The sequence below is a fragment of the Neisseria viridiae genome (assembly GCF_962747995.1).
In the GTDB taxonomy this organism is placed as follows: Bacteria; Pseudomonadota; Gammaproteobacteria; order Burkholderiales; family Neisseriaceae; genus Neisseria; species Neisseria viridiae.
In genome coordinates this window covers 1-24,626 of the sequence record NZ_CAUJAJ010000007.1, presented here as the reverse complement: position 1 = coordinate 24,626, position 24,626 = coordinate 1, and the positions used below count along the sequence as shown (strand labels likewise).

Below are 24,626 nucleotides of genomic sequence, written 5' to 3'. Positions count from 1 at the left end.
ACATAGCAAACCTGATGCTAAGCCTTGGCAGTAATTAACAAAGGTGCTTACTAAAAATGTCAGACATCGGGAACTTAATCAGGGTTTGTGGCAGATTGATATTGAATTAGGAAAAGGTCTGAAACCGCAAGCAGCATGGTAAGGCGATGTCGAACAGGTTTAAAGCCAATCCGCTATATTTTTTGGAGCGATGTCGAACAAACAGGTAGAATCGGAATAAGCGGCAGTTTTGTCCGGTGTGAAAAATGTTTGAATATTAGGATGATTTATGGAGCTGATGACTGTGTTGCTATTGCTGGCGGCTTTGCTGTCAGGCGTGTTGTTTACATGGTTACTGATGAAGAGCCAGTTTCAAGGTGTATTAGCCGTATTGAACGCGCAGTTGGCGGAAAAGGCGGCAAGATGTGATTTTGTTGAACAGGCACACGCAGAAATTGCATCGGAATTGGCCGTTTTGGATGGGAAATACGAGCATTTGCAGGACGAAAATTATGCTTTGGGCAACCGTTTTTCCGCAGCCGAAAAGCAGATTGCCCATTTGCAGGAAAAAGAGGCGGAGTCGGCGCGTCTGAAGCAGTCGTATATCGAGTTGCAGGAAAAGGCGCAGGGTTTGGCGGTTGAAAACGAACGTTTGGCAACCCAGCTCGGACAGGAGCGGAAGGCGTTTGCCGACCAATATGCGCTGGAACGCCAAATCCGCCAAAGAGTCGAAACCGATTTGGAAGAAAGCCGCCAAACTCTCCGCGACGTGCAAAACGACCTTTCCGATGTCGGCAACCGTTTTGCCGCAGCCGAAAAACAGATTGCCCATTTGCAGGAAAAAGAGGCAGAAGCGGAGCGGTTGAGGCAGTCGCATACCGAGTTGCAGGAAAAGGCACAGGGTTTGGCGGTTGAAAACGAACGTTTGGCAACGCAAATCGAACAGGAACGCCTTGCTTCTGAAGAGAAGCTGTCCTTACTGGGCGAGGCGCGCAAGAGCTTGAGCGATCAGTTTCAAAATCTTGCCAACACGATTTTGGAAGAAAAAAGCCGCCGTTTTACTGAGCAGAACCGAGAGCAGCTCCATCAGGTTTTGAACCCGCTAAACGAACGCATCCACGGTTTCGGCGAGTTGCTCAAGCAAACCTATGATAAAGAATCGCGCGAGCGGCTGACGTTGGAAAACGAATTGAAACGGCTTCAAGGATTGAATGCGCAGCTGCACAGCGAGGCAAAGGCCCTGACCAATGCGCTGACCGGTACGCAGAACAAGGTTCAGGGCAATTGGGGCGAGATGATTCTGGAAACGGTTTTAGAAAATTCCGGCCTCCAGAAGGGACGGGAATATACGGTTCAGGCAGCATCTGTCCGTAAGGAGGAAGACGGCGGCACACGCCGCCTTCAGCCCGACGTTTTGGTCAACCTGCCCGACAACAAGCAGATTGTGATTGATTCCAAGGTCTCGCTGACGGCTTATGTGCGCTACACACAGGCTTCAGATGCGGATGCGGCGGCACGCGAGTTGGCGGCGCATGTCGCCAGCATCCGTGCGCACATGAAAGGTTTGTCATTGAAGAATTACACCGATTTGGAAGGTGTGAACACATTGGATTTCGTCTTTATGTTTATCCCTGTCGAACCAGCGTACCTGCTGGCGTTGCAGCATGACGCGGGCTTGTTCCAAGAGTGTTTCGACAAACGGATTATGCTGGTCGGCCCCAGTACGCTGCTGGCAACTTTGAGGACGGTGGCGAATATTTGGCGCAACGAGCAGCAAAACCAAAACGCGCTGGCGATTGCGGACGAAGGCGGCAAGCTGTACGACAAGTTTGTCGGCTTCGTACAGACGCTCGAAAGCGTCGGCAAAAGCATCGATCAGGCGCAAAACAGCTTTCAGACGGCATTCAAGCAACTTGCCGAGGGGCGCGGGAATCTGGTCGGACGCGCCGAGAAACTGCGTCTGTTGGGTGTGAAGGCAGGCAAACAGCTTCAACGGGATTTGGTCGAGCGTGCCAACGAACAGACGGCATTTGCTTTGGGCAAACCTTCGGAACAGAAGGCGGCTGACGAAGCCGAATAGGAAGGGCGGATGTGTTTCAGACGGCATCAGTGCAGATGATGCCGTCTGAAGGCCGTAGGAAAGGCGGTTAGAAAAACGGATTGTGCCGCTTTTCGTGTCCGATGGAAGTCATACGCCCGTGTCCGGCGACAACTTGCACGGTTTCGGGGAGGGCGAATAATTTGTTGCGGATATTATTGATTAAGTCGGCGTGGTTGCCGCGCGGAAAATCGGTTCTGCCTATGGTTTCGTAAAACAGCACGTCGCCTGCAATCAGCAGTTCCGCTTCGGCGCAATAGAAAACCACGTGTCCCGGCGTATGCCCCGGAATATGCAGCACTTGGAAGGTATAGCGTCCGACCGTGAGCGTTTCGCCTTCTTCGAGCCAACGGTTCGGTGCAAAGGCGGGTGAGACGGGGAATCCGTATTGCGCAGTGGTTTGCGGCAGCGATTGGAGCAGGAATTCATCTTCGCGGTGCGGGCCGAGGACGGGGACTTTATGCGTTTTCAACATTTCGACCACGCCGCCTGCATGATCGAGATGGCCGTGCGTCAGCCAGATTGCCGTGAGCGTAAGTTTGCGGTTTGCCAACTCTTGCAGCAGGAACGGCACGTCGCCGCCGACATCGGTCAGGACGGCTTCGCCGCTTTCGTCGTCCCAAATCAGGGTGCAGTTTTGGCGGAAGGGGGTAACGGGGAGGATTTCGTAACGTAGGGTCATCGGCGTGTTCCTAAACGGTTTTTCAGACGGTATCGGGTTTACCGTTTATTTTATGGCGGTTTGCCGCCTGTTTGGATATTGGGGGAATCAGGTGATTAAAAAGATAATCGGCGGCATCATACCGATTTTTACGGCGGTTTTCATCCCTGCATCGGCAGGCGCGGCGGATTTGATGCTGGCGCAGGAATACAAAGGTCAAGAGATTGCAGGCTGGGCGATGAGCGAGAAACTCGATGGCGTGCGCGCCTATTGGGACGGAAAGCACCTGATGAGCCGTCAGGGTTATGCGTTTGCTCCGCCCAAAGGTTTTACCGCGCAGTTTCCGCCTTATCCTTTGGACGGCGAATTGTATAGCGGACGCGGTCAGTTTGAGCAGATTTCCGCCGCCGTGCGTTCGTCTTCCGGCGATTGGCGCGGTATCCGCCTGCACGTTTTCGATGTACCCAAGGCGCAGGGCAACCTCTACCAACGTTTGGCAGTCGCAACGCAATGGCTGAAAACGCATCCGAACGCGCCGATTACCATCATCCCGCAAATCAAAGTGCGCGACCGGCAGCACGCGATGGACTTTTTAAAACAAATCGAAGCGCAGGGCGGCGAAGGCGTGATGCTGCGCCAGCCCGAATCCCGTTACAGCGGTGGCAGGAGTAGCCAATTATTGAAGCTGAAAAGTCAATACGACGACGAATGCACGGTAACGCGGCACTATGAGGGCAAAGGGCGAAACGCCGGACGGCTGGGCGCGGTCGGCTGCAAAAACCGACACGGCGAATTCCGCATCGGCAGCGGTTTCAAAGACCAAGACCGCGACAATCCGCCAAAAATCGGCACGCTGATTACCTACCGCTACCGTGGCTTTACGCAGAAAGGTACGCCGAAATTCGCCACCTTCGTGCGCGTGCGTACCGACCGCTGAGCAGGACGGTTCGGACGGCAGCCGATACTTTGGTTTATAATTTTCCTTTTACCGACCGATTCCGACATATGACCGATTTAGAAACCAAACGCCTTGAAACACAGGCGATGCTTGAAAACGCCGAACTTTTGTTCGACCAAGGGCAATGCCGCGCCGCGCTGCAAAAAGTAGCGGACGAGATTACGCGCGATTTGGGCGGCAAATATCCGCTGTTGCTGCCCGTGATGGGCGGCGCGGTGGTGTTTACGGGGCAGTTGCTGCCGCTGTTGCGTTTTCCGTTAGATTTTGATTACGTTCACGTTTCCCGTTACGGCGACAAGCTGGAGGGCGGCGCGTTCAACTGGAAACGTATGCCCGATGCGGAACAAATCCGGGGCAGGCACGTGGTCGTGTTGGACGATATTTTGGACGAAGGGCATACGATGTCCGCCATTCAAGCCAAACTTTTGGAAATGGGGGCGGCAAGCTGCCGTGCGGCGGTGTTCGCCAATAAATTAATCGACAAAGAAAAACCGGTCAAAGCCGATTATGTCGGACTGGATGTGCCGAACCGTTATGTTTTCGGTTACGGTATGGATGCGGCGGGCTGCTGGCGCAATTTGGGCGAGATTTACTCATTGGGCGGAAAATAAGGATGCAATGCCGTCTGAAGGCCTTTCAGACGGCATTGCGCCCATACGCCGGCAGGACAACGGGGAACAGGACGCATAATATGATAGGGCTTTTAATCATCACACACGAAACCATAGGCGAAGCCTACCGCAAGCTGGCGCATCATTTTTTTCCGGGCGGGCTGCCTGAAAACGTCCGCATACTCGGCGTGCAGCCGACGGAAGACCAAGACGACATCATCAACAACGCCATTGCCGCGCTGCAAGAGTTTCCTGAAAACCACGGCGTATTGATTATGACCGACATCTTCGGCGCGACCCCCTGCAATGCCGCCCGCCGCCTCGTGCGCGAAAACAAATCGGCGATTTTGACCGGGCTGAACGCGCCGATGATGGTCAAGGCCGTCCAATATTCGCCGGCGGCGGAAGACCTTGCCGCCTTTACCGAATGCGTCAGAGAGGCGGCGGTAAAGGGCATTTTCGCCATCACGTCCGCGCCCGAAGATTTGGTGTGCCGGCGCAGAGGCGATGCCGTCTGAAGAAGCGGCAGGGCAGGAAAATATTTTAAACGGCATCTGCTGCCGATATACATAAAACGGGAATCGAAATGCTCAAACAATCCATCGAAATCATCAACAAACTCGGACTTCACGCCCGCGCGTCCAGCAAGTTCACCCAAACCGCGTCCCAATTCAAAAGCGAAGTCTGGGTTACGAAAAACGGCAGCCGCGTCAACGGTAAAAGCATTATGGGGCTGATGATGCTCGCCGCCGCCAAAGGTACGGTCATCGAACTGGAAACCGACGGTTTGGACGAAGCCGCAGCCATGAAGGCATTGACCGACTTAATCAACGGCTACTTCGGCGAGGGCGAATAATGAGTATCGTGCTGCACGGCGTGGCGGCGGGCAAAGGCATTGCCGTCGGTTGCGCCCACCTGATTGCGCGCGGCACGGAGGAAGTGCCGCAGTATGATGTTGCGGAGGCGGACACCGATGCCGAAGCCGAACGTTTCGATGCCGCCGTCAAAGCCACGCGCAAAGAGTTGGAACAGCTCCGCAGCGCGATTCCCGAAAACGCCCCGACCGAGTTGGGCGCGTTCATCTCGCTGCACCTGATGCTCTTGACCGATGTTACCTTGTCGCGCGAACCCGTCGATATTTTAAGGGAACAAAAAATCAACGCCGAGTGGGCATTGAAGCAGCAGAGCGACAAACTCGCCGCCCAATTCGACAATATGGACGATGCCTATTTGCGCGAACGCAAACAGGATATGCTGCAAGTCGTCCGCCGCATCCACAACAACCTGATCGGGCAGGGCAACGAGTTGGAAGTCGCCGACAACCTGTTTGACGAAACCGTGCTGATTGCAAACGACCTTTCGCCCGCCGACACGGTTTTGTTTAAAGAGCAGCGCATAGCCGCCTTTGTTACCGATGCCGGCGGCCCCACCGGGCATACGGCGATTTTGGGCAGGAGTTTGGACATCCCGTCCGTCGTCGGGTTGCACAACGCGCGCAAACTGATTACCGAGGGCGAAACCGTCATCGTGGACGGCATCAACGGTATCCTGATTATCGCGCCCGATGAAACCGTCTTGGACGAATACCGCCGCCGCGCCCGCGAATACCGCAGCCACAAACGCGAGTTGAACAAGCTCAAAAAAACCGCCGCCGCCACCGCCGACGGGGTCTGCATCGAGCTTGTGGGCAATATAGAATCCGCCGAAGACGTGAAACCGCTGCACAACCTCGGTGCAGACGGCATCGGGCTGTTCCGCAGCGAGTTTCTTTACCTGAACCGCGATACGATGCCGTCTGAAGACGAGCAGTACGAAGTGTACAGCGCGATTGTCAAAAAAATGAAGGGCAAAAGCGTAACGATACGGACAGTCGATTTGGGTGTGGACAAGAATCCGCGCTGGTTCGGGAAAAACAGCACGCCCAACGGCAGCCTCAACCCCGCGCTGGGCATGACCGGCATCCGCCTGTGCCTTGCCGAACCGGTCATGTTCCGCACCCAGATGCGCGCCATCCTCCGTGCGGCGGTACACGGCCCCGTCCGCATGATGTGGCCGATGATTACCTCCGTATCCGAAGTGCGCCAGTGCCTGATTCATTTGGACACCGCCCGCCGCCAGCTTGCCGAACGCGGCGATACCTTCGGCGAAGTCGGCATCGGCTGCATGATTGAAATCCCGTCTGCTGCGCTGACCGTCGGCAGCATTTTGAAACTGGTCGATTTCATCTCCGTCGGCACCAACGATTTGATCCAATATATTCTGTCAGTCGATCGCGGCGACGACAGCGTCAGCCACCTCTACCAGCCCGGCCATCCCGCCGTGCTGAAAATGCTGCAACACGTCATCCGTACCGCCAACCGCATGGACAAAGACGTATCCGTATGCGGCGAAATGGCGGGCGATACCGCGTTTACCCGCGTTTTATTGGGTATGGGGCTGCGCCGTTTTTCCATGAATCCGAACAACATCCTGCCCGTCAAAAACATCATTCTGCACAGCAATGCCGGACAGCTCGAAAACGATATTGCGAAAGTCATCCGCTGCGAAGACGAAGAGAAGTCGGAAAAGCTGATCAAACAGATCAACAGCGTGTCGGTCGAGGAAGAGGGCGAAGCCAAAGTGCGGAAATAAATATTGTTGACAATGGAAAAAGATTGCAGTCAAATAACGCCCTTAAAAAATACAGCTGCTTTGGTCAAGAAATGCCGTCTGAAAAATTTTCAGACGGCATTTTGTTTGGCAGGCATTTCTGCCGCATCATCGGAAACGGACGATACGCCCTTCATCGACGCGGATGCGTACCGTACCGTTTCCGGAAATACCGTCCGTATGCTGTCCGACAGTCAGGTTTAAGGTCAGCTCGCCGTGTTCGGGATGGACGGCGGAAAGCCGGAGCGAGTCGGGCAGGCGGACGAGGGACAGCAGACGGCATTCCGTTCCATGATTGTCCAAGCACACGGCATGTTGCGGAATATGGCGGTCATCGTCGGTATTGGGCAGCCCCATCAGTCGGGCGACCTGCACGCAGGATGGTGTTTTGACCAATGTTTCGGGCGTGCCGTATTGTAGAATCCTCCCTTCATGCATCACGGCGATTTCGTCTGCCGTCGTACAGGCTTCTTCGGGCGAATGAGTAACCAAAACGGCAGGGATGCCGCCGTTTCGGATGCGTTCGGCAGTCATGCGGCGCAGCCGGTCGCGCAAATGCGTGTCCAAACTGGAAAACGATTCGTCCAGCAACAGCAGGGAAGGGCGGACAACCAAAGCGCGCGCCAGTGCCAACCGTTGCTTCTCGCCTCCGGAAAGTTTTTCAGGCTTGCGGTGCGCCTCGTTTTCCAGTCCGACTTCGGCAAGTGCCGCCATGGCAAGGCGTTCGGCTTCGGCTTTCGGCATTTTTTGCATTTTCAAACCGAATGCCGCATTTTCCAGCGCACTCATATGGGGAAACAGCGCGTAATCTTGAAACATCAGCGAAATACGGCGTTTTTCGGGCGGCATACGGGTAATGTTTTCCCCGTTCAGCCATATTTCCCCGCCGTCCGGTCGGACAATCCCCGCAATCATATTCAGCAGGGTGGATTTGCCGCAGCCCGACCGCCCCAAAACGGCGAGTATTTTGCCGCGCCCGACAGTCAGGCAGATGTTGTCGGCAACCGTTTTGCCGCCGAAGCGTTTGCAGAGTCCGTTCAGTTCAAGCATGGCGCATCCTATAAACGTATGCCGTCCAGCCACTCGGACAGCGGATGGGCGGCATCAATCAGACCGTAACGGCAAAACGCGTCCAGCGTAACCAGTTGCGCGTCGTGCATCATGTTTTCCGACAACATGGCATCCAACAGACCGCCGATGTCCATCTTTTCAAAACACGCAACCTCGCCGTCCTGATTTTCAGGCAGGAAGGTTTCGGGTAGGACGGCATCGAATACATACAGGATTTCATTGTGCACACCCCGGCTGACGGGGCGCAGGCTGTGCAGCCGCGATACCGGGCGGATGAGCGGAAACAGAGTTTTATCCAAACCGGCTTCTTCGCTGCTTTCGCGACACACGGTTTCAGACGGCATTTCGCCGCCGGAAACACCGCCGGCGGCAGTATTGTCGAGTTTGTCGGGATCGACTGCTTTGTGCGGACTGCGCCTGCCTATCCAGAAATGCCATCGGCCGTCCGATTCGGTCAGACCGTTGAGATGGACGGCGCGGCTGAGCAGTCCGAACGGACGGAAAGCGGCGCGTTCGAGTGAGAACAAGATATTGCCGCCGCCGTCGGTCAGGTCGAAACACTCGTTGCGCCATCCGTGAAGCAGCCCCGCCTTGTTCCATGTGCGGGCGAGGTGCTGCAAGCGGCCGCCCATATCTGACCAGCCGTCCGCATTCAGGAAAATGCCGTCTGAAGACTCCGAGCAGCCTGCCTCCCAGTCTTTTTTGACGCGTTCCACCCATTCCGGCGACAGGTTGCCCAAAGGCAGGCCGTTCAGATACAGCGTTTTCCAGCAACTTTCTGCACCGTAACTTGCTTTTGCCCACTCGAACAGGGCATCAAGGTCTTGTTTGCTGACGGATTCGGTAAAACGGACGGTCGGCATAGTCGGCTTTCTTGAACATAATGCGGAAGATTGTAGCCAAACTGCCTGAATTTGCAACCGCAAACAGACGGCGGGCTGCCGTTCCGATATTGCGGCAGGAAGGAAGATCCGGCAAAAAACGGAGGCGGCAGGAAACAGGCAAAACAAAACCCCTCGGCATTGAACCGAGGGGTTTGATATTTGGTTGCGGGAGCAGGATTCGAACCTACGACCTTCGGGTTATGAGCCCGACGAGCTACCATGCTGCTCCATCCCGCGTCAGAAGATGAAACTATACGGCAGATTTTTTATGTTGTCAAACATTACTTCCGCGAAAAATCATAAAATTTTGCCGTCCGGTGGTTTATGCCTGATTTGAAATATTATTTTCTTTACAAAAGTTCATGTTCGTGATTTAATTTTGGTTAACATTGAAACAGGGGTGCTGCCTGATGTTCAGGCGGCTGAGAAATACCCTTTACACCCGATCGGGATAATACCTGCGTGGGGAGTTTTCACGGATTCTGTCTTTCAGACGGCATTGGTTTTCAAATGCCGTCTGAAAACGCAAAACGCTCCTGTTTCTTTATTCTAAACGAGAAAACAGGAGCATTTTTTATGACTACGCCAAAAAAAACTGCCAAAACTTCCGGCAACGAAGCGCGCGAGCTTGCCGACTTGAGCGAAGACATCGGCATCCGCTTCAAATATCCGAACTCCGAACGCGTGTATCTGCAAGGCAGCCGCGACGACATCCGCGTGCCTTTGCGCGAAATCCGTCAGGACGACACCTACACGGCGCAGGGCACGGAAGCCAATCCGCCGATTCCCGTCTATGACACCAGCGGCGTGTACGGCGACCCGGCGGCGCACATCGACCTAAAACAAGGGCTGCCGCACGTCCGCACGGCATGGCTGGATGAACGGGGCGATACCGAAATCCTGCCCAAGCTCTCCAGCGAATACGGCACCGAACGCGCACACGATCCGAAAACCGCCCATCTGCGCTTCAACCAAATCACCCGTCCGCGCCGCGCCAAAGCAGGCCGCAACGTAACCCAGCTTCACTACGCTCGACAAGGCATCATCACGCCCGAAATGGAGTTTGTCGCCATACGCGAACGTTTAAAATTAGACGAATTGTCCCAAAAACCGGAATACGCCAAGCTCTTGAAACAGCACGCAGGGCAAAGTTTCGGTGCGAACATCCCGACCCACCCCGACCAAATCACGCCCGAATTCGTGCGCCGAGAAATTGCCGCCGGACGCGCGATTATCCCTGCCAACATCAACCACCCCGAACTCGAACCGATGATTATCGGCCGCAACTTCCGCGTCAAAATCAACGGCAATTTGGGCAATTCCGCCGTAACCTCCAGCCTGACCGAAGAAGTCGAAAAAATGGTGTGGTCGCTGCGTTGGGGTGCGGACACGATTATGGATTTATCCACCGGCGCGCACATCCATGAAACGCGCGAATGGATTATCCGCAACGCGCCAGTCCCCATCGGCACAGTGCCCATCTATCAGGCTTTGGAAAAAACCGGCGGTATTGCCGAAGATTTGACTTGGGATTTGTTCCGCGACACCTTAATCGAACAGGCGGAACAAGGCGTGGACTATTTCACCATACACGCGGGCGTGTTGCTGCGTTATGTGCCGATGACCGCCAACCGCCTCACCGGCATCGTATCGCGTGGCGGCTCCATCATGGCGAAATGGTGTCTCGCCCACCACAAAGAAAACTTCCTCTACACGCATTTCGACGAAATCTGTGAAATCATGAAGGCGTATGATGTGTCGTTCAGCCTCGGCGACGGCCTGCGCCCCGGCTGCATTGCCGATGCTAACGACGAATCCCAATTCGCCGAGCTGCACACCTTGGGCGAATTGACCGCCAAAGCGTGGAAACACGACGTACAAGTCATGATTGAAGGTCCCGGCCATGTGCCGCTGCAACGCGTCAAAGAAAATATGACCGAAGAGCTGCAACACTGCTTTGAAGCGCCTTTCTATACACTCGGCCCGCTCGTTACCGACATCGCCCCCGGCTACGACCATATCACCTCGGGCATAGGCGCGACCAATATCGGCTGGTACGGCACGGCCATGCTTTGTTACGTTACCCCTAAAGAACATTTGGGGCTGCCCGACAAAGAAGACGTGCGCACCGGCATCATCACCTACAAACTCGCCGCCCACGCCGCCGACCTCGCCAAAGGCTGGCCGGGCGCACAGTTGCGCGACAACGCCTTAAGCAAAGCGCGTTTCGAGTTCCGTTGGCGCGACCAATTCCGCTTAAGCCTCGACCCCGAACGCGCTGAGAGCTTCCACGACGAAACCCTGCCCGCCGAAGGCGCGAAAATCGCCCACTTCTGCTCGATGTGCGGCCCCAAATTCTGCTCGATGAAAATCACGCAGGAAGTGCGCGACTACGCCGACAAGCAAAAAGCCCAACGGCAGGGTATGGAAGAAAAAGCGGTCGAGTTCGTCAAAAAAGGCGCGAAGATTTACAGTTAAACATCAAGCAAAAAATGCTGTCTGAAAACCGGATGTCGGGTTTCAGACGGCATTCTTTCGCTTGTGAAAATGATTAAACAACCGATAATTAAAGTAATTTTTAAAATTTTTATAGTGGATTAAATTTAAACCAGTACGGCGTTGCCTCGCCTTAGCTCAAAGAGAACGATTCTCTAAGGTGCTGAAGCACCAAGTGAATCGGTTCCGTACTATTTGTACTGTCTGCGGCTTCGTCGCCTTGTCCTGATTTTTGTTAATCCACTATATATTCACATAGATGGGGATGATGGGATTTAGGGTTCTGATTTTGTTTTTGAGAGAATGAAGGAATTTGAGATTGTGGGCGATTATCGGGAAAAATAGAATCTTTCCGCCGTCATTCCCGCGCAGGCGGGAATCCAGACTGGTCGGCACGGAAACTTATATGTCGTCATTCCACCCGTCCCGCGCCACCCTCAACGGTTCAAATCCACATAAAAAACACATCCCGTCATTCCCACGAAAGTGGGAATCTAGGACTCGGGGTTGGAGAAACCGTTTTATCCGATAAGTTTCCGCACCGACAAAACTAGATTCCCGCCTGCGCGGGAATGACGGCATATCGGCAGGCACAGGATAAATGCGTAAGGCACTGTATATGGCTACCGTGGTAGCGACACGTTTTGAACCGCTTATTCGGGATTTCTACCAACGCCTGCTGTCCAAGGGTAAGCCGTATAAGGTTGCCGTTACGGCATGTATGCGCAAACTGCTGACGATATTGAATGCCCGGATGCGTGATTATTTTGCCGAAAACGATACCGCCGAAAACGGTATCCGGACGGCTCGATTTGAGTTTTGGTATTTTTGCCCGACGGGGTGAAAAATACAGTTGCTACGGCTCGATGAATCGTCAGAAATACCCGAACCGTCATTCCCGCGCAGGCGGGAATCCAGACTGGTCGGCACGGAAACTTATCGGGAAAAAAGGTTTCTCCGGCCCTGAATCCTGGATTCCCACTTTCGTGGGAATGACGGCGGTAGATTTGGCGGGTGCGGCGGATTCGGCAGGTCTCAACCCATCCTACAATCCACCCTGCCCGCCTTTTACGAATTCGCCGCCATCCCGGAAAACGCAAAAAAATGCCGTCCGAAAACCTTTCAGACGGCATTTTCGCGGGCAAATCAGTAAAAGACTTCGCGCCAGCTTAAGCGTTTCATACCGCACGTCGGATCGGGCGGGTTTCGGAAGGGCGGTGTGAAATGAAACGCGGCGGACGGCACGGATGCCGTCTGAAAGCGGCGGGCCGACCCGGCAGCGTCAACCCAAGGCGAAAAGTTCCCTGCCGCGGTTTTTGAGCCATTGTTTGGCTTCGTCCGCGTAGGGTGCGAAGCGGCGGGTCAGCGCCCAGAATGCGCGGCTGTGGTCGGCGTGGGCGAGGTGGCAGAGTTCGTGTATGCAGACATAGTCGGCAACGTATTCCGGTGCGCCGACCAGCCGCCAGTTGAGGCGTATGCCTGTGGTTTTGCGGCACACGCCCCAGAAGGTTTTGGCAGAGGTCAGCGAGGAGGAGGCGGGGAACAGTTGTGTGGCGCGGGCGTGGTGTTCGAGGCGGGGAAGCAGGTAGCTTTGAGCCTGCCGTTTCAGAAAGGTTGCCAACAGTGCCGCCTGTTTGTCGTGCGTGTCTTCGGGAACGCGGATTTCAGACGGCATCAGCAGGATTTGCGTGTCTTGATGGGCGGTGAGGGCAAGCTGTCTGCCGTGGAACCAGATATGTTCAGGCAGCCGGTTTGCCGTATTGTGCGGCGGTGTTTTTGCCAGTGTTCGCCGCAGGATGGCTTCGTTTTCATACAGCCAGCGGTTTAGAGCGGAGACGGAGAAGCAGGGTGGGACGCTGATACTGACGGTATGTGTGCCGATAGGGCGGATAATCAGGTTTTTCTTGGTACGGCGCTTGATTTCTATGGTCAGTTCCATGCCGTCTGAAAGAGTGTGGATCAGGGAGGTCATACGGTTTCAGACGGCATTTTGGCGGCAAACGGGCCTGTGCCGGAAATGAGCGGCTGCTGCGTTTCGATGAGGTGTTCGCATTTTTCCATCAATTCGGCTTCGCTGCCGCTTGCGTGCGGGATGGTCGGACAGATGACGACGGTGATTTCCCCCGGATATTTCAGAAAGGAATTTTTCGGCCAAAATTCGCCGCTGTTGAGGGCGACGGGGACGATGTCCATCTCAAACATTTTCGCCATGCGCGCTCCGCCGAGTTTGTATTTGCCGCGTTTTCCGGGTGCAAGGCGCGTGCCTTCGGGGAAAATGGTAATCCAATAGCCTTCGTTTTTACGCGCCAAACCCTGTTTTATGAGCTGTTCGTTGGCTTCGCGGCGGTTGTTGCGGTCTATGCCTATGGTTTTGACCAGCTTCAAACCCCAACCGAAAAAGGGGATTTTGAACAACTCGCGTTTGGCAACGTAAACCTGCGGCGGAAAAATGCCCTGAAGGGCAAGCGTTTCCCAGCCGCTTTGGTGTTTGGCGCAGATGACGGCGGGGCGGTCCGGAATGTGTTCCGCGCCGATGATGCGGTATTTGAGCCCGACGATGTGTTTGAGCGACCAGTTGAGGATGCCGACCCAGACCCGCGCCATCTTGTGCGCCCCGTCCCGGAAAGGCGAAGCGAGCAGCATAAAGGGAAAGAGGAAAATCAGGCTGGAACAGAGTATCAGCCAGTAAATCAGGTTGCGGATGATGAGCATGGTTTTGCCTTGTCGGAAATGCGGTATGTTCAGTCAGTTTGCAGTGCGGCGTTTTCCTGCATGATGTATTGTGAGAAATCGAGCAGGGTATCGAAAACCTGTGTGTGTTCGGGCAATTCGTGTCCGTGTTGGGAGAGCGTTTTTTTGCCTTTTCCGGTCAGAACCAGCGCGGGTTTTCCGCCGACGGCATCGATTGCCTGCAAATCGCGCAGGCTGTCGCCGACCAGCCAAGTTTCCGAAGCTTGGGCGTTGAAGCGTTCGAGGATGTCTTCAATCATGCCCGGTTTGGGCTTGCGGCAGTTGCAGTTGTCAGCGTTGGTGTGGGGGCAGAACCAGATGCCGTCGATTTCCCCGCCTGCCTGACGGATGAGGCGGTGCATTTTGGCATGCATTTCGGTGAGGTCTTGAACGGTAAAATATTTGCGGCCGATGCCGGATTGGTTGGTGGCGACGGCAACGGTGCAGCCTGCCTGCGTCAGGAATGCCACTGCATCCATGCTGCCTTCGATAGGTATCCACTCGTCAACGGATTTGACGAAGTCGTCGCGGTCCTGGTTGATGACGCCGTCGCGGTCGAGAATGATGAGTTTCATCGCGTTTCCTTTGGATTGGGGCAGGTCGGGGGTGGCATTATACTGAAATATCGGCAGTGATGCGCCTGTGGCGCGCGATAACGAGGCAATGCCGTCTGAAGCTGCCGGCGGGCTTCAGACGGCATTTTGCCTTTATCCTTTAAATACGGGGACGAGTTCCATTTGGCTCAATACCTGTGCGGCGATGTTGACGATGCCGAAAAGGAAGACCCAAACCATCAGCCACAAGCCGCCGTAAACTTTATAGGTTTTGCCTGCGCCGAATTTTTTGCGCGAACGGTAGAGCAGCATGGCGGGGATGATGCCTGTCCAAATGGTTGCCGCCAGGCCGACGTAACCGATGGCGGTAACGAAGCCGGTGGGGAAGAGCAGGCAGGAAATTAGAGGCGGCAGGAAGGTCAGCGCGGCGGTTTTGGTGCGGCCGGAGATGCTGTCGTTCCATTTGAAGATGTCGGCGATGTAGTCGAACAGACCTAAGGTTACGCCTAAAAACGAGGTGGCGATTGCCATATAGGAAAACAGGGACAATATTTTATCCATATTGCCGGTTTGGGCGAATTTGGACAGGGTTTCAATCAGGACGGAGACTTGCCCTTCGGCGGCGATGACGGGGGCGAACTCGTTGCGCGGCAGGTTGCCTTGGATGGCGATTTGCCAGAGGACGTAAATCACCAGCGCAATCAGTGTGCCCGTCCAGATGGATTTAGCCACTTTGGGCGCGTCGCCTTTAAAGTATTTGAGTAGGCTGGAGACGTTGCCGTGGAAGCCGAAGGAAGCGAGGCAGACGGGCAGGGCGGTGGCGGCATAAATCCAGTAGCTGGTGCCGACGGGGGCTTGGGTGTCGAACAGGACGGACGGTTTGGCATCGGCAATCAGCCCGCCGGTTGCCCAAATAAAGGTCAATACCATGCCGCCGATGAGGATGCCGGTGAATCGGTCGACCAAGCGTGCGGATGCCCACACGCAAAAGGCGAGGATGCCGAAGAAGACGAGTTGTCCGGCGGTGAGCGAAACATTGCCGCCCAAGGCGTTGCCGATGCCTTTGGCGGTCAGGTCGCCGCCGACGAAGATGTAGGCGTAGGTGAGCAGGTATAGGACGAAGGCGACGGCGATGCCGTTGATGATGTTCCAGCCGCGTCCGAGCAGGTCTTTGACCATGGTGTCGAAACTTGCGCCGTGGGGGTAGTGGGTGTTGACTTCCAAAATCATCAGGCCGCTGGAGAGCATAGAAAACCAGGTGTAGAGCAGCACAATCAGCGAGCCGGCAAACCATACGCCGGAGGTGGCGGTCGGGTTGGCGAGCATACCGGCGCCGATGACCGTACCGGCGATAATCATCGCGCCGCCGAACAGGGAAGGGGTTTTGTTGGGCATATTTTGTCTTTCTGCCAAAAAAAAGCGTGCCGCCATTATGCCGTAAAGTGTAAGGGTTTGTAAGGTATTTGCGCCGCGCCGCCCGAAAAGGCTTTCAGACGGCATCGCGTTCCATAGTATAATCTTGGGTTTTGGAGTGGGGCGGTTCGTCAGATGGGAGGGAAAATGTCCGACAAAAAATATAATGTCGATGAGGGGGAAATCGCCAAATTCAGCCGGATTGCCGACAAATGGTGGGACAAATCGGGCGAGTTCAAAACCTTGCACGACATCAATCCGCTGCGGCTGGATTATATCGACGGACACGCGGATTTGCGCGGCAAACGGGTTTTGGACGTGGGCTGCGGCGGCGGAATTTTGGCGGAAAGTATGGCGCGGCGCGGCGCGGCGTTTGTCAAAGGCATCGATATGGCGGAGCAGTCTCTGGAAACCGCCCGCCTGCACGCGGCTTTGAACAATGTCGCCGATATCGAATACGAATGTGTCCGCGTGGAAGACCTTGCCGAGGCGGAACCGCACTCGTTCGATGTGGTAACGTGCATGGAAATGATGGAACACGTTCCCGATCCCGCCGCCATCGTGCGTGCTTGTGCCAAGCTGGTCAAACCGGACGGCATGGTGTTTTTTTCTACCATCAATAAAAACCCGAAATCATACCTGCATCTGATTGTGGCGGCGGAATATCTGTTGAAGTTTGTCCCCAAAGGCACGCACGACTGGAAAAAATTTATCGCGCCTGCCGATTTGGCGAGGATGTGCCGTCAGGCGGGCTTGGATGTGGTGGATACGAAGGGTATGACTTACCATGTGTTGTCGCAAACTTATGCCCTGTGCGATTCGACCGATGTGAATTATATGTTTGCCTGCCGTCCGGCGTTCTGACGGCGGGTTTGATTGTTTTGAACGGGTGAATGGATATGTCTGTTTATACCAGTGTTTCCGATGATGAAATGCGCGGCTTCCTGAGCGGTTACGATTTGGGGGAATTTGTTTCCCTGCAGGGCATCGCGCAGGGGATTACCAACAGCAATTATTTTCTGACGACAACTTCGGGACGTTATGTGCTGACCGTGTTTGAAGTGTTGAAACAGGAAGAGCTGCCGTTTTTTCTGGAGCTTAACCGGCATTTGAGTATGAAGGGCGTGGCGGTTGCCGCGCCGGTTGCGCGCAAAGACGGCCGGCTTGATTCCGTTTTGGCGGGCAAGCCCGCCTGCCTGGTTGCCTGCCTGAAAGGTTCGGATACCGCGCTGCCGACGGCGGAACAGTGTTTCCATACCGGCGCGATGTTGGCGAAAATGCACCTTGCCGCCGCCGATTTCCCTTTGGAAATGGAAAACCCGCGTTACGATGCGTGGTGGACGGAGGCGTGCGCCCGGCTGCTGCCCGTCCTGTCGCAAGACGATGCCGCGCTGCTGTGTTCCGAAATCGATGCGCTGAAGGACAATCTTGGCAATCATCTGCCTTCGGGCATCATCCATGCCGACCTGTTTAAAGACAATGTGTTGCTTGACGGCGGTCAGGTATCGGGCTTCATCGATTTCTATTATGCCTGCCGGGGCAATTTTATGTATGACTTGGCGATTGCGGTCAACGATTGGGCAAGGACGGCGGACAATAAGTTGGATGAGGCGTTGAAAAAGGCGTTTATCGGCGGTTATGAGGGCGTGCGCCCCTTGAGTGCCGAAGAAAAGGCGTATTTCCCGACCGCCCAACGTGCCGGCTGCATCCGTTTTTGGGTGTCGCGCCTGTTGGACTTTCATTTTCCGCAGGAGGGCGAAATGACGTTTATCAAAGACCCGAACGCGTTCCGCAACCTGCTGTTGAGTTTGGGTTGATACCGTCTGCCGGGTAGGAATCCGATGTCGTCTGAAAGGGTTTCAGACGGCATTTTGTTTCGGGTTTGAATATGTTTTCCGGTTCGGCGTACCGGTTTCGGCTGCTTTGTTACGCACCCGCGCCGGTGTTTGCCTCTGAATTCCGGCGGTTGGCGGCGGTTTGACTGAGGACGGATAAAATTGTGCAGTCATTTTTGATCGGCTTTGGGTACAATCCAGCCATTATGTTTTGAAATGGGAAAACGGATGGATATGCGGCGTTGGGCGGTTGTCGGATTGGTTACGCTGCCGCCCCTGTTTTTTTTGACCGCGATGGTGCTTGCGCCTTTGTGGGCGATGGCGGCATATGACGGTTTTGCATGGGGCGCGGTGCTGTCGGATGCTTATATGCTCGAACGTTTGGCATGGACGGTATTTCAGGCGGCGGCAACCTGTATCTTGGTGCTTCCCTTGGGCGTACCTGTCGCGTGGGTGCTGGCGCGGCTGGCGTTCCCGGGGCGGACTTTTGTGCTGCGCCTGCTGATGCTGCCGTTTGTGATGCCCACGTTGGTGGCGGGCGTGGGCGTGCTGGCCTTGTTCGGGGCGGACGGCCTGTTATGGCGCGGCTGGCAGGATACGCCGTATCTGTTGTTGTACGGCAACGTGTTTTTTAACCTTCCTGTGTTGGTCAGGGCGGCATATCAGGGGTTTGTTCAAGTGCCTGCGGCACGGCTTCAGACGGCACGGACGTTGGGCGCGGGGGCTTGGCGGCGGTTTTGGGACATTGAAATGCCCGTTTTGCGCCCGTGGCTTGCCGGTGGCGTGTGCCTTGTCTTCCTGTATTGTTTTTCCGGGTTCGGGCTGGCATTGCTGCTGGGCGGCAGCCGTTATGCCACGGTCGAAGTGGAAATTTACCAGTTGGTCATGTTCGAACTCGATATGGCGGGGGCTTCGGCACTGGTGTGGCTGGTGTTGGGGGTAACGGCGGCAGCGGGATTGCTGTATGCGTGGTTCGGCAGACGCGCGGGTTCGGATAAGGCAGTTTCCCCTGTGATGCCGTCTGAACCGCAGTCGGTCGGGGAATATGTGCTGCTGGCGTTTGCGGCGGCGGTGTTGGGTATATGCTGCCTGTTCCCGCTGGCGGCGGTCGTGGTAAAGGCCTGTTCTGCGGGAGAATCTTGGCAGGTGTTGGCGGAACGCGAAACTTGGCAGGCGGTGTGGAATACTTTGCGCTTCTCGGCGGCGGCGGTATTTTCGGCGGCGGTATTGGGTGTCATGTATGCGGCGGCGGCGCGGCGGTTGGCGTGGATGCGCGGGCTGATGTTTTTGCCGTTTATGGTGTCGCCGGTTTGTGTTTCGGCAGGCGTGCTGCTGCTTTATCCGCAGTGGACGGCTTCGTTGCCGTTGCTGTTGGCGATGTATGCGCTGCTGGCTTATCCGTTTGTGGCAAAAGATGTTTTGTCGGCCTGGGATGCACTGCCGCCGGATTACGGCAGGGCGGCGGCGGGTTTGGGCGCGGATGGTTTTCAGACGGCATACCGTATTACGCTCCCCCTCTTGAAACCGGCGTTGCGGCGCGGCCTGACTTTGGCGGCGGCAACCTGCGTGGGCGAATTTGCGGCGACATTGTTCCTGTCGCGTCCGGAATGGCAGACGTTGACGACTTTGATTTATGCCTATTTGGGGCGTGCGGGTGAGGACAATTATGCGCGGGCAATGGTGTTGACATTGCTGTTGTCGGCATTTGCGGTGGGCATTTTCCTGCTGTTGGACAACGGCGAAGGCGGAAAACAGTCGGAAACGTTATAATGTGAACCCTTTTTCAGAGGACGGCAAAATGAGCGAGTTGAGCGAAATCCTTTCCTATAATCAGAAGTTTGTCGAGTCGGGCGAATATGAGAAATATTTTACCGACAAATACCCGGGCAGGGAGTTGGCGATTTTGTCCTGCATGGATGCGCGGATTATCGAGCTGCTGCCCGATGCCTTGGGTTTGAAAAACGGCGATGCCAAGCTGATTAAAAATGCCGGCGCGCTGGTTACTCACCCGTGGGGTTCGGTGATGCGGAGCCTGCTGGTTGCCGTGTTTGAGCTGAAAGTCAAAGAAATTATGGTCATCGCCCACCACGATTGCGGTATGCAGGGGCTGAATGCCGAAGAATTCCTCGGGCGCGTCCGGGAAAGCAGGATTCCCGAAGACCGTATCGAAACCCTGCGTTATGCAGGTGTCGACCTCGACGGCTGGCTGACCGGTTTCGACAACGTCGAAGACAGCGTGCGCCATACGGTCGAACTCATCCGCCGCCATCCGCTGATGCCGCGCCATATTGCCGTTCACGGATTGGTCATCCATCCCGTTACCGGCAAACTGACCCTGATTGTGGACGGCAGTGTTTCAGACGGCATGGACTTATCGGAAGGAACGGAAACATCATGAAGAAAATCGGACTGTTCGGCGGCACTTTCGACCCGATACACAACGGACATCTTCATATCGCCCGTGCCTTTGCCGATGAAATCGGGTTGGACACGGTTGTTTTCCTGCCGGCAGGCGGCCCATATCACAAAGATGCCGCCGCCGCTTCCGCTGCCGACCGCCTTGCCATGGTCGAACTGGCGACGGCAGAAGACGCGCGTTTTGCCGTCAGCGACTGCGACATCGTCCGAGAAGGCGCGACTTACACTTACGATACCGTCCAAATTTTTCGCCAGCAGTTCCCGTCCGCGCAACTTTGGTGGCTGATGGGCAGCGACAGCCTGATGAAGCTGCATACTTGGAAAAAATGGCAGTTGCTCGTGCGCGAAACCAATATCGCCGTCGCCATGAGGCAGGGCGACAGCCTGCACAAAATGCCGGGCGAACTGCACGCATGGCTGGGCAAGTCCCTTCAGGACGGCAGCGTCCGCATCTTGTCCGCCCCGATGCATAATGTGTCGTCAACGGAAATCCGCCACAACCTGAGTGCCGCCGGTGTTTCAGACGGCATCCCGCCTGCCGCCGTCCGTTATATCCGAGAACACCGGCTGTACGAAAAATAAAGTCAAATCAGTAAGGAACGGCTATAATGCCGTCTGAAAACATCCCGTTAGGAAAATAATGAACGAACAAGAACTGCAAGACCTGCAAAAAATGGTCGAGGTCGCCGTCAACGCCCTCGAAGACATCAAAGCCAAAGACATTTCCGTTCTCGAAACGCAAGACAAAACTTCGCTGTTTGCCAGAATGATTATCGCCAGCGGCGACAGTACGCGCCAAGTCAAAGCACTGGCCAACAACGTTGCCGTCGATTTGAAAGAAGCCGGTTTTGAAATCCTCAGTACCGAAGGCGACAGCGGCGAATGGACGTTGGTTGATGCAGGAGACCTCGTCGTCCACGTCATGCTCCCTGCCGTGCGCGACTTCTACGACATCGATACCCTCTGGGGCGGCGAGAAACCGAGTTTCCACGCCGGAATGCAGAAGCCGTGGCACGCGGCAGACTGATTCCCGATGCCGTCTGAATGTTCAGACGGCATTTTCCTGTAAGGGAGAAAGCATTGAACATTACCGTTTTGGCAGTCGGCACCAAAATGCCGCGCTGGGTTGATGAGGCCGTCGCCGAATACGCCAAACGCTTCGGACGCGACGTCGCCTACGCACTCAAAGAAATCAAACCCGAAAAACGCGGCGCGGGCGTGAATGCCGCCCAAGGTATGGCGGCGGAAGAAAAACGCATCTTCGAAGCCATACCGCAAGGCGCGTTCCTCGTCGTTCTTGACGAACGCGGCAAAGCACCGACCTCCGTCGAGCTGGCGGAACACCTCAAAAGCTGGCAGCAAAACGGCGAACACGTCTGCTTCGTCATCGGCGGCGCGGACGGTATGACCGACCGCCTCAAACAGCAGGCACGCATGATGATGCGCCTGTCCAGCCTGACCCTGCCGCACGGGATGGTGCGCGTCCTTCTGACCGAGCAGCTCTACCGCGCCGCCTCCATCCTGCACAACCATCCCTATCATCGGGAATAAGAAGGCTTTTGTCCGTATCCCTAATCGGTTAAAATCACCCCGTTATTTCTGAACACAGCAAAGGAATCCGCTATGGCACGAATGGTATTCTGCGTCAAGCTCAACAAAGAAGCCGAAGGCATGAAATTTCCACCGCTTCCCAACGAATTGGGCAAGCGCATTTTTGAAAACGTATCGCAAGAAGCATGGATGGCGTGGACGCGCCACCAAACGATGCTGATTAACGAAAACCGCTTAAGCCTTGCCGATCCGCGCGCGCGCGAATACCTAGCTCAGCAGATGGAGCAGTATTTCTTCGGCGACGGCGCGGATGCTGTTCAGGGCTATGTTCCGCAATAAATGGTTTCCTGCTTCAAATAAAGGCTGTCCGAACCTGTTTCAGACAGCCTTTAAAATACTCAGGACAACCTTATCTTGACGCAACCGAACAAGTTTTGACGTTGAACAATGTTAAAATCCCCAAGTATTCCCAAGCACACTTTCAGGAGCATATGCCATGCAGCACGACGTTTACGACTACACCGCGCATACAGTTTCTAAAAACACCGTTTTGCAAAAAACTTACCGCCTGCTCGGGCTGTCCTTTATCCCTGCGGTGGCAGGTGCGGTATTTGCCGCCGGCATGGATTTCAATTTTTATGCCGCCTTCGGTTCGCGCTGGATCAGCCTCATCGCATTCTTGGTATTTTTCTACGGCATGACTTATCTTATCGAGAAAAACCGTTACAGCAATACTGGCGTTACCCTGTTGATGGTATTCACATTCGGTATAGGCGTATTGATCAGCCTTGTGCTGCAATATGCGCTTCATATTACCGACGGTGCGAAAATCGTCGGCATTGCCGCAGCCATGACCGCCGCCGTCTTTTTAACGATGTCCGCATTGGCACGCCGGACCCGGCTCGATATGAACGCGCTCGGACGTTTCCTGACCGTAGGTGCAGTCATTCTGATGGTCGCCGTGGTTGCCAACCTGTTCTTAGGCATCCCCGCACTCGCCCTGACCATTTCCGCCGGGTTTGTCTTGTTCAGTTCCTTAATGATTATGTGGCAGGTGCGCACCGTCATCGACGGCGGAGAAGACAGTCACATCAGCGCGGCACTGACACTGTTTATCTCGCTTTACAACATCTTCAGCAGCCTGCTCAACATCCTGTGTCCTTAAACGGCGATGATTGATGTAGGCGAAGCACCATGCAAACCATGCCGTCTGAAAGCACTTATTTCAGACGGCATTTTGTTTTGGGCATACAATACGGATACACACACATAAAAACACAGCTGGCTATGAAGTCGGGAGGAATCATATGTTACCGAATACACCGCGCCGCGCCGTTTATGCCGGCAGTTTCGATCCGCCCACATTGGGGCATCTGTGGATGATACGGCAGGCGCAATCTATGTTTGACGAACTCATCGTCGCCATCGGCATCAATCCCGACAAACGCAGCACCTATACCGTCGCTGAAAGGCAGGATATGTTGTGCGCCATTACCGACAACTTCCCAAACGTCAAAATTGAAGTGTTTGAAAACCGGTTTCTGGTGCATTACGCCCGCGAAGTGCAGGCAGGATTCATCGTGCGCGGCATCCGTTCCGCCTCCGATTATGAATACGAACGTTCCATGCGCCATATCAACAGCGACCTCGCCCCCGAAATATCCACCGTATTCCTTATGCCGCCGCGCGAAATCGCCGAAGTGTCGTCCACTATGGTTAAAGGCTTGGTCGGGCCGGAAGGCTGGACGGAAACCGTCAAAAGATATGTGCCGCCGGCCGTGTACCAAAAAATGATTGCAGAACATCACAACAATGCCTGACAGAAAGCTTCTGTCAAATATATTCAGGTTCAAATATGTGGGAAATCTTATTCAGACACCAAGATTTTGTCGCCATCAATAAACCTCAAGGCATATCCGTCCACCGTTCCGACGGCGAAGTCAGTCTGACGGCAACACTTGCGGCACAGTTGGGCGTAGAAAAGGTATGGTTGCTGCACAGGTTGGACAAGCAGACCGGAGGCATACTGCTGTTTGCCCTTAATTCCCAAAGTGCCGCTGTTCTTGCCGCACAATTTGCCGAAAGGAAAATGAAGAAAACCTATTTGGCTTTGTCCGACCGCAAACCGTCCAAAAAACAAGGATGGATAAAAGGCGGCATGGAAAAATCCAGGCGCGGGATGTGGAAGTTGACGCGCAATATGGAAAATATTGCCGTTACCCGTTTTTTTAGTATACGTATCAGTGAAAAAATGCGGCTGTTCATTCTTGAACCCCATACGGGTAAGACACATCAGCTGAGAGTAACAATGAAAAGTCTGGGCAGTCCTATTTTGGGGGACCGCTTATATGGAGGGACAGAATCCGAAACTACGTTCCTGTATGCATGGAAAATACAATTTACCTATCAACAACAAGAAATCGAAATTACTGCACCTTTGAAAAATGCATGGCAGGCTGAAAATATCTCTCATGCGCTGGAAGAATTTTATATGGCAAAAGCAGGTTAATAAATATAAATTAATTTATAAACAATATGATAAATATTTTTATAAAAATTTTTCAAGAAAACGGTTGACCGCAAATCTCTTCAAGCGTATAGTTCGCTTCTTCGCTGCTGACGAAGCGGCGGTGATGAAGCAGTTCAAACGCTCTTTAACAAAACAGATTACCGATAAGTGTGAGTGCCTTGGGCCTCACACTGTTTGAAAGACAGACA

Annotated in this window: 24 protein-coding genes, 1 tRNA gene, 2 pseudogenes and 1 riboswitch; of the genes and pseudogenes, 19 read left to right on the top strand and 8 right to left on the bottom strand. The window is 54.6% G+C overall.

Annotated features, from left to right (window positions below; all coding sequences use genetic code 11):
• The first annotated feature begins 268 nt into the window (after window positions 1–268).
• Entirely contained in the window at window positions 269–2,059 is a 1,791-nt protein-coding gene (locus Q9J79_RS05675) for a DNA recombination protein RmuC (RefSeq protein WP_301911229.1), read from the top strand.
• Window positions 2,060–2,126: 67 nt separating this feature from the next.
• Here Q9J79_RS05675 and Q9J79_RS05670 read toward each other — a convergent pair whose 3' ends face one another.
• The gene (locus Q9J79_RS05670) at window positions 2,127–2,759 is read right to left on the bottom strand and encodes an MBL fold metallo-hydrolase (RefSeq protein ID WP_301911227.1); all 633 of its coding nucleotides are present in this window, start codon (window positions 2,757–2,759) and stop codon (window positions 2,127–2,129) included.
• Window positions 2,760–2,850: 91 nt separating this feature from the next.
• Here Q9J79_RS05670 and Q9J79_RS05665 point away from each other — a divergent pair, with 91 nt between their 5' ends.
• From Q9J79_RS05665 to ptsP, 5 genes are all read left to right on the top strand, one after another.
• On the top strand, window positions 2,851–3,675 hold the full coding sequence (locus tag Q9J79_RS05665) for a DNA ligase (protein ID WP_301911241.1): 825 nt from the start codon (window positions 2,851–2,853) through the stop codon (window positions 3,673–3,675).
• Window positions 3,676–3,743: 68 nt separating this feature from the next.
• Window positions 3,744–4,307 carry a hypoxanthine-guanine phosphoribosyltransferase gene (locus tag Q9J79_RS05660; protein ID WP_301911226.1) on the top strand — a complete coding sequence of 188 codons (564 nt, stop codon included), beginning with the start codon at window positions 3,744–3,746 and terminating at the stop codon, window positions 4,305–4,307.
• An 80-nt stretch (window positions 4,308–4,387) separates the two neighbouring features.
• Entirely contained in the window at window positions 4,388–4,825 is a 438-nt protein-coding gene (locus Q9J79_RS05655) for a PTS sugar transporter subunit IIA (protein ID WP_301911225.1), read from the top strand.
• A 68-nt stretch (window positions 4,826–4,893) separates the two neighbouring features.
• Window positions 4,894–5,163 carry an HPr family phosphocarrier protein gene (locus Q9J79_RS05650; protein ID WP_107819613.1) on the top strand — a complete coding sequence of 90 codons (270 nt, stop codon included), beginning with the start codon at window positions 4,894–4,896 and terminating at the stop codon, window positions 5,161–5,163.
• Window positions 5,163–6,938 carry a phosphoenolpyruvate--protein phosphotransferase gene (gene ptsP / locus Q9J79_RS05645; protein WP_301911224.1) on the top strand — a complete coding sequence of 592 codons (1,776 nt, stop codon included), beginning with the start codon at window positions 5,163–5,165 and terminating at the stop codon, window positions 6,936–6,938. The genes Q9J79_RS05650 and ptsP overlap by 1 nt, the downstream gene beginning before the upstream one ends.
• A 126-nt stretch (window positions 6,939–7,064) precedes the next feature.
• Here ptsP and Q9J79_RS05640 read toward each other — a convergent pair whose 3' ends face one another.
• The 3 genes from Q9J79_RS05640 to Q9J79_RS05630 all read right to left on the bottom strand — a co-directional run bounded on the left by Q9J79_RS05640 (window position 7,065) and on the right by Q9J79_RS05630 (window position 9,148).
• On the bottom strand, window positions 7,065–8,006 hold the full coding sequence (locus tag Q9J79_RS05640; RefSeq protein WP_301911223.1) for an ABC transporter ATP-binding protein: 942 nt from the start codon (window positions 8,004–8,006) through the stop codon (window positions 7,065–7,067).
• Window positions 8,007–8,014: 8 nt separating this feature from the next.
• The gene (locus tag Q9J79_RS05635) at window positions 8,015–8,890 is read right to left on the bottom strand and encodes an NUDIX hydrolase (protein ID WP_301911222.1); all 876 of its coding nucleotides are present in this window, start codon (window positions 8,888–8,890) and stop codon (window positions 8,015–8,017) included.
• 181 nt (window positions 8,891–9,071) lie between these two features.
• Window positions 9,072–9,148 (bottom strand) — tRNA-Met (locus Q9J79_RS05630).
• Window positions 9,149–9,297: 149 nt separating this feature from the next.
• A riboswitch (TPP riboswitch) is annotated at window positions 9,298–9,397 on the top strand.
• Between the two features lie 90 nt (window positions 9,398–9,487).
• Here Q9J79_RS05630 and thiC point away from each other — a divergent pair.
• Window positions 9,488–11,389, top strand: a complete 1,902-nt coding sequence (thiC, locus tag Q9J79_RS05625) for a phosphomethylpyrimidine synthase ThiC (protein ID WP_301911221.1) — start codon at window positions 9,488–9,490, stop codon at window positions 11,387–11,389.
• 619 nt (window positions 11,390–12,008) lie between these two features.
• Window positions 12,009–12,251 (top strand): annotated as a pseudogene (locus Q9J79_RS05620) (hypothetical protein); the annotation flags it as partial.
• Window positions 12,252–12,689: 438 nt separating this feature from the next.
• On the opposite strand, the gene Q9J79_RS05615 reads toward Q9J79_RS05620, so the two are convergent.
• The 4 genes from Q9J79_RS05615 to Q9J79_RS05600 form a co-directional block, all read right to left on the bottom strand.
• On the bottom strand, window positions 12,690–13,379 hold the full coding sequence (locus Q9J79_RS05615) for a YgjP family zinc-dependent metalloprotease (protein WP_301911220.1): 690 nt from the start codon (window positions 13,377–13,379) through the stop codon (window positions 12,690–12,692).
• The gene (locus Q9J79_RS05610) at window positions 13,376–14,119 is read right to left on the bottom strand and encodes a lysophospholipid acyltransferase family protein (RefSeq protein WP_301911219.1); all 744 of its coding nucleotides are present in this window, start codon (window positions 14,117–14,119) and stop codon (window positions 13,376–13,378) included. The genes Q9J79_RS05615 and Q9J79_RS05610 overlap by 4 nt, the downstream gene beginning before the upstream one ends.
• 29 nt (window positions 14,120–14,148) lie before the next feature.
• The gene (gene gmhB / locus Q9J79_RS05605; protein ID WP_301911218.1) at window positions 14,149–14,712 is read right to left on the bottom strand and encodes a D-glycero-beta-D-manno-heptose 1,7-bisphosphate 7-phosphatase; all 564 of its coding nucleotides are present in this window, start codon (window positions 14,710–14,712) and stop codon (window positions 14,149–14,151) included.
• A 132-nt stretch (window positions 14,713–14,844) separates the two neighbouring features.
• Entirely contained in the window at window positions 14,845–16,086 is a 1,242-nt protein-coding gene (locus Q9J79_RS05600; protein WP_301911240.1) for an aromatic amino acid transporter, read from the bottom strand.
• Between the two features lie 153 nt (window positions 16,087–16,239).
• Between Q9J79_RS05600 and ubiG the strand changes: the two genes are divergently transcribed.
• The 11 genes and pseudogenes from ubiG (at window position 16,240) to Q9J79_RS05545 (ending at window position 24,417) form a co-directional block, all read left to right on the top strand.
• On the top strand, window positions 16,240–16,968 hold the full coding sequence (ubiG, locus tag Q9J79_RS05595; protein WP_301911217.1) for a bifunctional 2-polyprenyl-6-hydroxyphenol methylase/3-demethylubiquinol 3-O-methyltransferase UbiG: 729 nt from the start codon (window positions 16,240–16,242) through the stop codon (window positions 16,966–16,968).
• Between the two features lie 35 nt (window positions 16,969–17,003).
• The gene (gene thrB / locus Q9J79_RS05590) at window positions 17,004–17,921 is read left to right on the top strand and encodes a homoserine kinase (protein WP_003753519.1); all 918 of its coding nucleotides are present in this window, start codon (window positions 17,004–17,006) and stop codon (window positions 17,919–17,921) included.
• Window positions 17,922–18,167: 246 nt separating this feature from the next.
• Window positions 18,168–19,709: an ABC transporter permease gene (locus tag Q9J79_RS05585; RefSeq protein ID WP_301673284.1), complete on the top strand. Its 1,542-nt coding sequence runs from the start codon at window positions 18,168–18,170 to the stop codon at window positions 19,707–19,709.
• A gap of 28 nt (window positions 19,710–19,737) precedes the next feature.
• Entirely contained in the window at window positions 19,738–20,337 is a 600-nt protein-coding gene (locus Q9J79_RS05580; RefSeq protein ID WP_301673308.1) for a beta-class carbonic anhydrase, read from the top strand.
• Window positions 20,334–20,939, top strand: a complete 606-nt coding sequence (nadD, locus tag Q9J79_RS05575; RefSeq protein ID WP_301911216.1) for a nicotinate-nucleotide adenylyltransferase — start codon at window positions 20,334–20,336, stop codon at window positions 20,937–20,939. The genes Q9J79_RS05580 and nadD overlap by 4 nt, the downstream gene beginning before the upstream one ends.
• 58 nt (window positions 20,940–20,997) lie before the next feature.
• On the top strand, window positions 20,998–21,384 hold the full coding sequence (gene rsfS / locus Q9J79_RS05570; RefSeq protein WP_002246503.1) for a ribosome silencing factor: 387 nt from the start codon (window positions 20,998–21,000) through the stop codon (window positions 21,382–21,384).
• Between the two features lie 53 nt (window positions 21,385–21,437).
• Window positions 21,438–21,908: a 23S rRNA (pseudouridine(1915)-N(3))-methyltransferase RlmH gene (rlmH, locus tag Q9J79_RS05565; protein ID WP_301911215.1), complete on the top strand. Its 471-nt coding sequence runs from the start codon at window positions 21,438–21,440 to the stop codon at window positions 21,906–21,908.
• Window positions 21,909–21,980: 72 nt separating this feature from the next.
• A complete protein-coding gene (locus tag Q9J79_RS05560) occupies window positions 21,981–22,247 on the top strand; it encodes an oxidative damage protection protein (protein WP_002223157.1) in 267 nt (88 codons plus the stop codon).
• A gap of 157 nt (window positions 22,248–22,404) precedes the next feature.
• Window positions 22,405–23,087: pseudogene (locus Q9J79_RS05555) on the top strand (Bax inhibitor-1 family protein).
• A gap of 128 nt (window positions 23,088–23,215) precedes the next feature.
• The gene (gene coaD, locus Q9J79_RS05550) at window positions 23,216–23,728 is read left to right on the top strand and encodes a pantetheine-phosphate adenylyltransferase (RefSeq protein ID WP_301911214.1); all 513 of its coding nucleotides are present in this window, start codon (window positions 23,216–23,218) and stop codon (window positions 23,726–23,728) included.
• Window positions 23,729–23,763: 35 nt separating this feature from the next.
• The gene (locus tag Q9J79_RS05545; RefSeq protein ID WP_301911213.1) at window positions 23,764–24,417 is read left to right on the top strand and encodes a TIGR01621 family pseudouridine synthase; all 654 of its coding nucleotides are present in this window, start codon (window positions 23,764–23,766) and stop codon (window positions 24,415–24,417) included.
• Window positions 24,418–24,626: the final 209 nt, after the last annotated feature.

Coding starts and splice junctions, on each gene's coding strand:
- Q9J79_RS05650 (WP_107819613.1), top strand. CDS start 4,894: ATGCTCAAACAATCCATCGAAATCATCAACAAACTCGGACTTCACGCC.
- Q9J79_RS05585 (WP_301673284.1), top strand. CDS start 18,168: ATGGATATGCGGCGTTGGGCGGTTGTCGGATTGGTTACGCTGCCGCCC.
- Q9J79_RS05580 (WP_301673308.1), top strand. CDS start 19,738: ATGAGCGAGTTGAGCGAAATCCTTTCCTATAATCAGAAGTTTGTCGAG.
- Q9J79_RS05655 (WP_301911225.1), top strand. CDS start 4,388: ATGATAGGGCTTTTAATCATCACACACGAAACCATAGGCGAAGCCTAC.
- Q9J79_RS05675 (WP_301911229.1), top strand. CDS start 269: ATGGAGCTGATGACTGTGTTGCTATTGCTGGCGGCTTTGCTGTCAGGC.
- Q9J79_RS05640 (WP_301911223.1), bottom strand. CDS start 8,006: ATGCTTGAACTGAACGGACTCTGCAAACGCTTCGGCGGCAAAACGGTT.
- ptsP (WP_301911224.1), top strand. CDS start 5,163: ATGAGTATCGTGCTGCACGGCGTGGCGGCGGGCAAAGGCATTGCCGTC.
- Q9J79_RS05670 (WP_301911227.1), bottom strand. CDS start 2,759: ATGACCCTACGTTACGAAATCCTCCCCGTTACCCCCTTCCGCCAAAAC.
- rsfS (WP_002246503.1), top strand. CDS start 20,998: ATGAACGAACAAGAACTGCAAGACCTGCAAAAAATGGTCGAGGTCGCC.
- coaD (WP_301911214.1), top strand. CDS start 23,216: ATGTTACCGAATACACCGCGCCGCGCCGTTTATGCCGGCAGTTTCGAT.
- gmhB (WP_301911218.1), bottom strand. CDS start 14,712: ATGAAACTCATCATTCTCGACCGCGACGGCGTCATCAACCAGGACCGC.
- Q9J79_RS05600 (WP_301911240.1), bottom strand. CDS start 16,086: ATGCCCAACAAAACCCCTTCCCTGTTCGGCGGCGCGATGATTATCGCC.
- thiC (WP_301911221.1), top strand. CDS start 9,488: ATGACTACGCCAAAAAAAACTGCCAAAACTTCCGGCAACGAAGCGCGC.
- Q9J79_RS05615 (WP_301911220.1), bottom strand. CDS start 13,379: ATGACCTCCCTGATCCACACTCTTTCAGACGGCATGGAACTGACCATA.
- Q9J79_RS05560 (WP_002223157.1), top strand. CDS start 21,981: ATGGCACGAATGGTATTCTGCGTCAAGCTCAACAAAGAAGCCGAAGGC.
- nadD (WP_301911216.1), top strand. CDS start 20,334: ATGAAGAAAATCGGACTGTTCGGCGGCACTTTCGACCCGATACACAAC.
- Q9J79_RS05545 (WP_301911213.1), top strand. CDS start 23,764: ATGTGGGAAATCTTATTCAGACACCAAGATTTTGTCGCCATCAATAAA.
- thrB (WP_003753519.1), top strand. CDS start 17,004: ATGTCTGTTTATACCAGTGTTTCCGATGATGAAATGCGCGGCTTCCTG.
- Q9J79_RS05660 (WP_301911226.1), top strand. CDS start 3,744: ATGACCGATTTAGAAACCAAACGCCTTGAAACACAGGCGATGCTTGAA.
- Q9J79_RS05635 (WP_301911222.1), bottom strand. CDS start 8,890: ATGCCGACCGTCCGTTTTACCGAATCCGTCAGCAAACAAGACCTTGAT.
- ubiG (WP_301911217.1), top strand. CDS start 16,240: ATGGGAGGGAAAATGTCCGACAAAAAATATAATGTCGATGAGGGGGAA.
- Q9J79_RS05610 (WP_301911219.1), bottom strand. CDS start 14,119: ATGCTCATCATCCGCAACCTGATTTACTGGCTGATACTCTGTTCCAGC.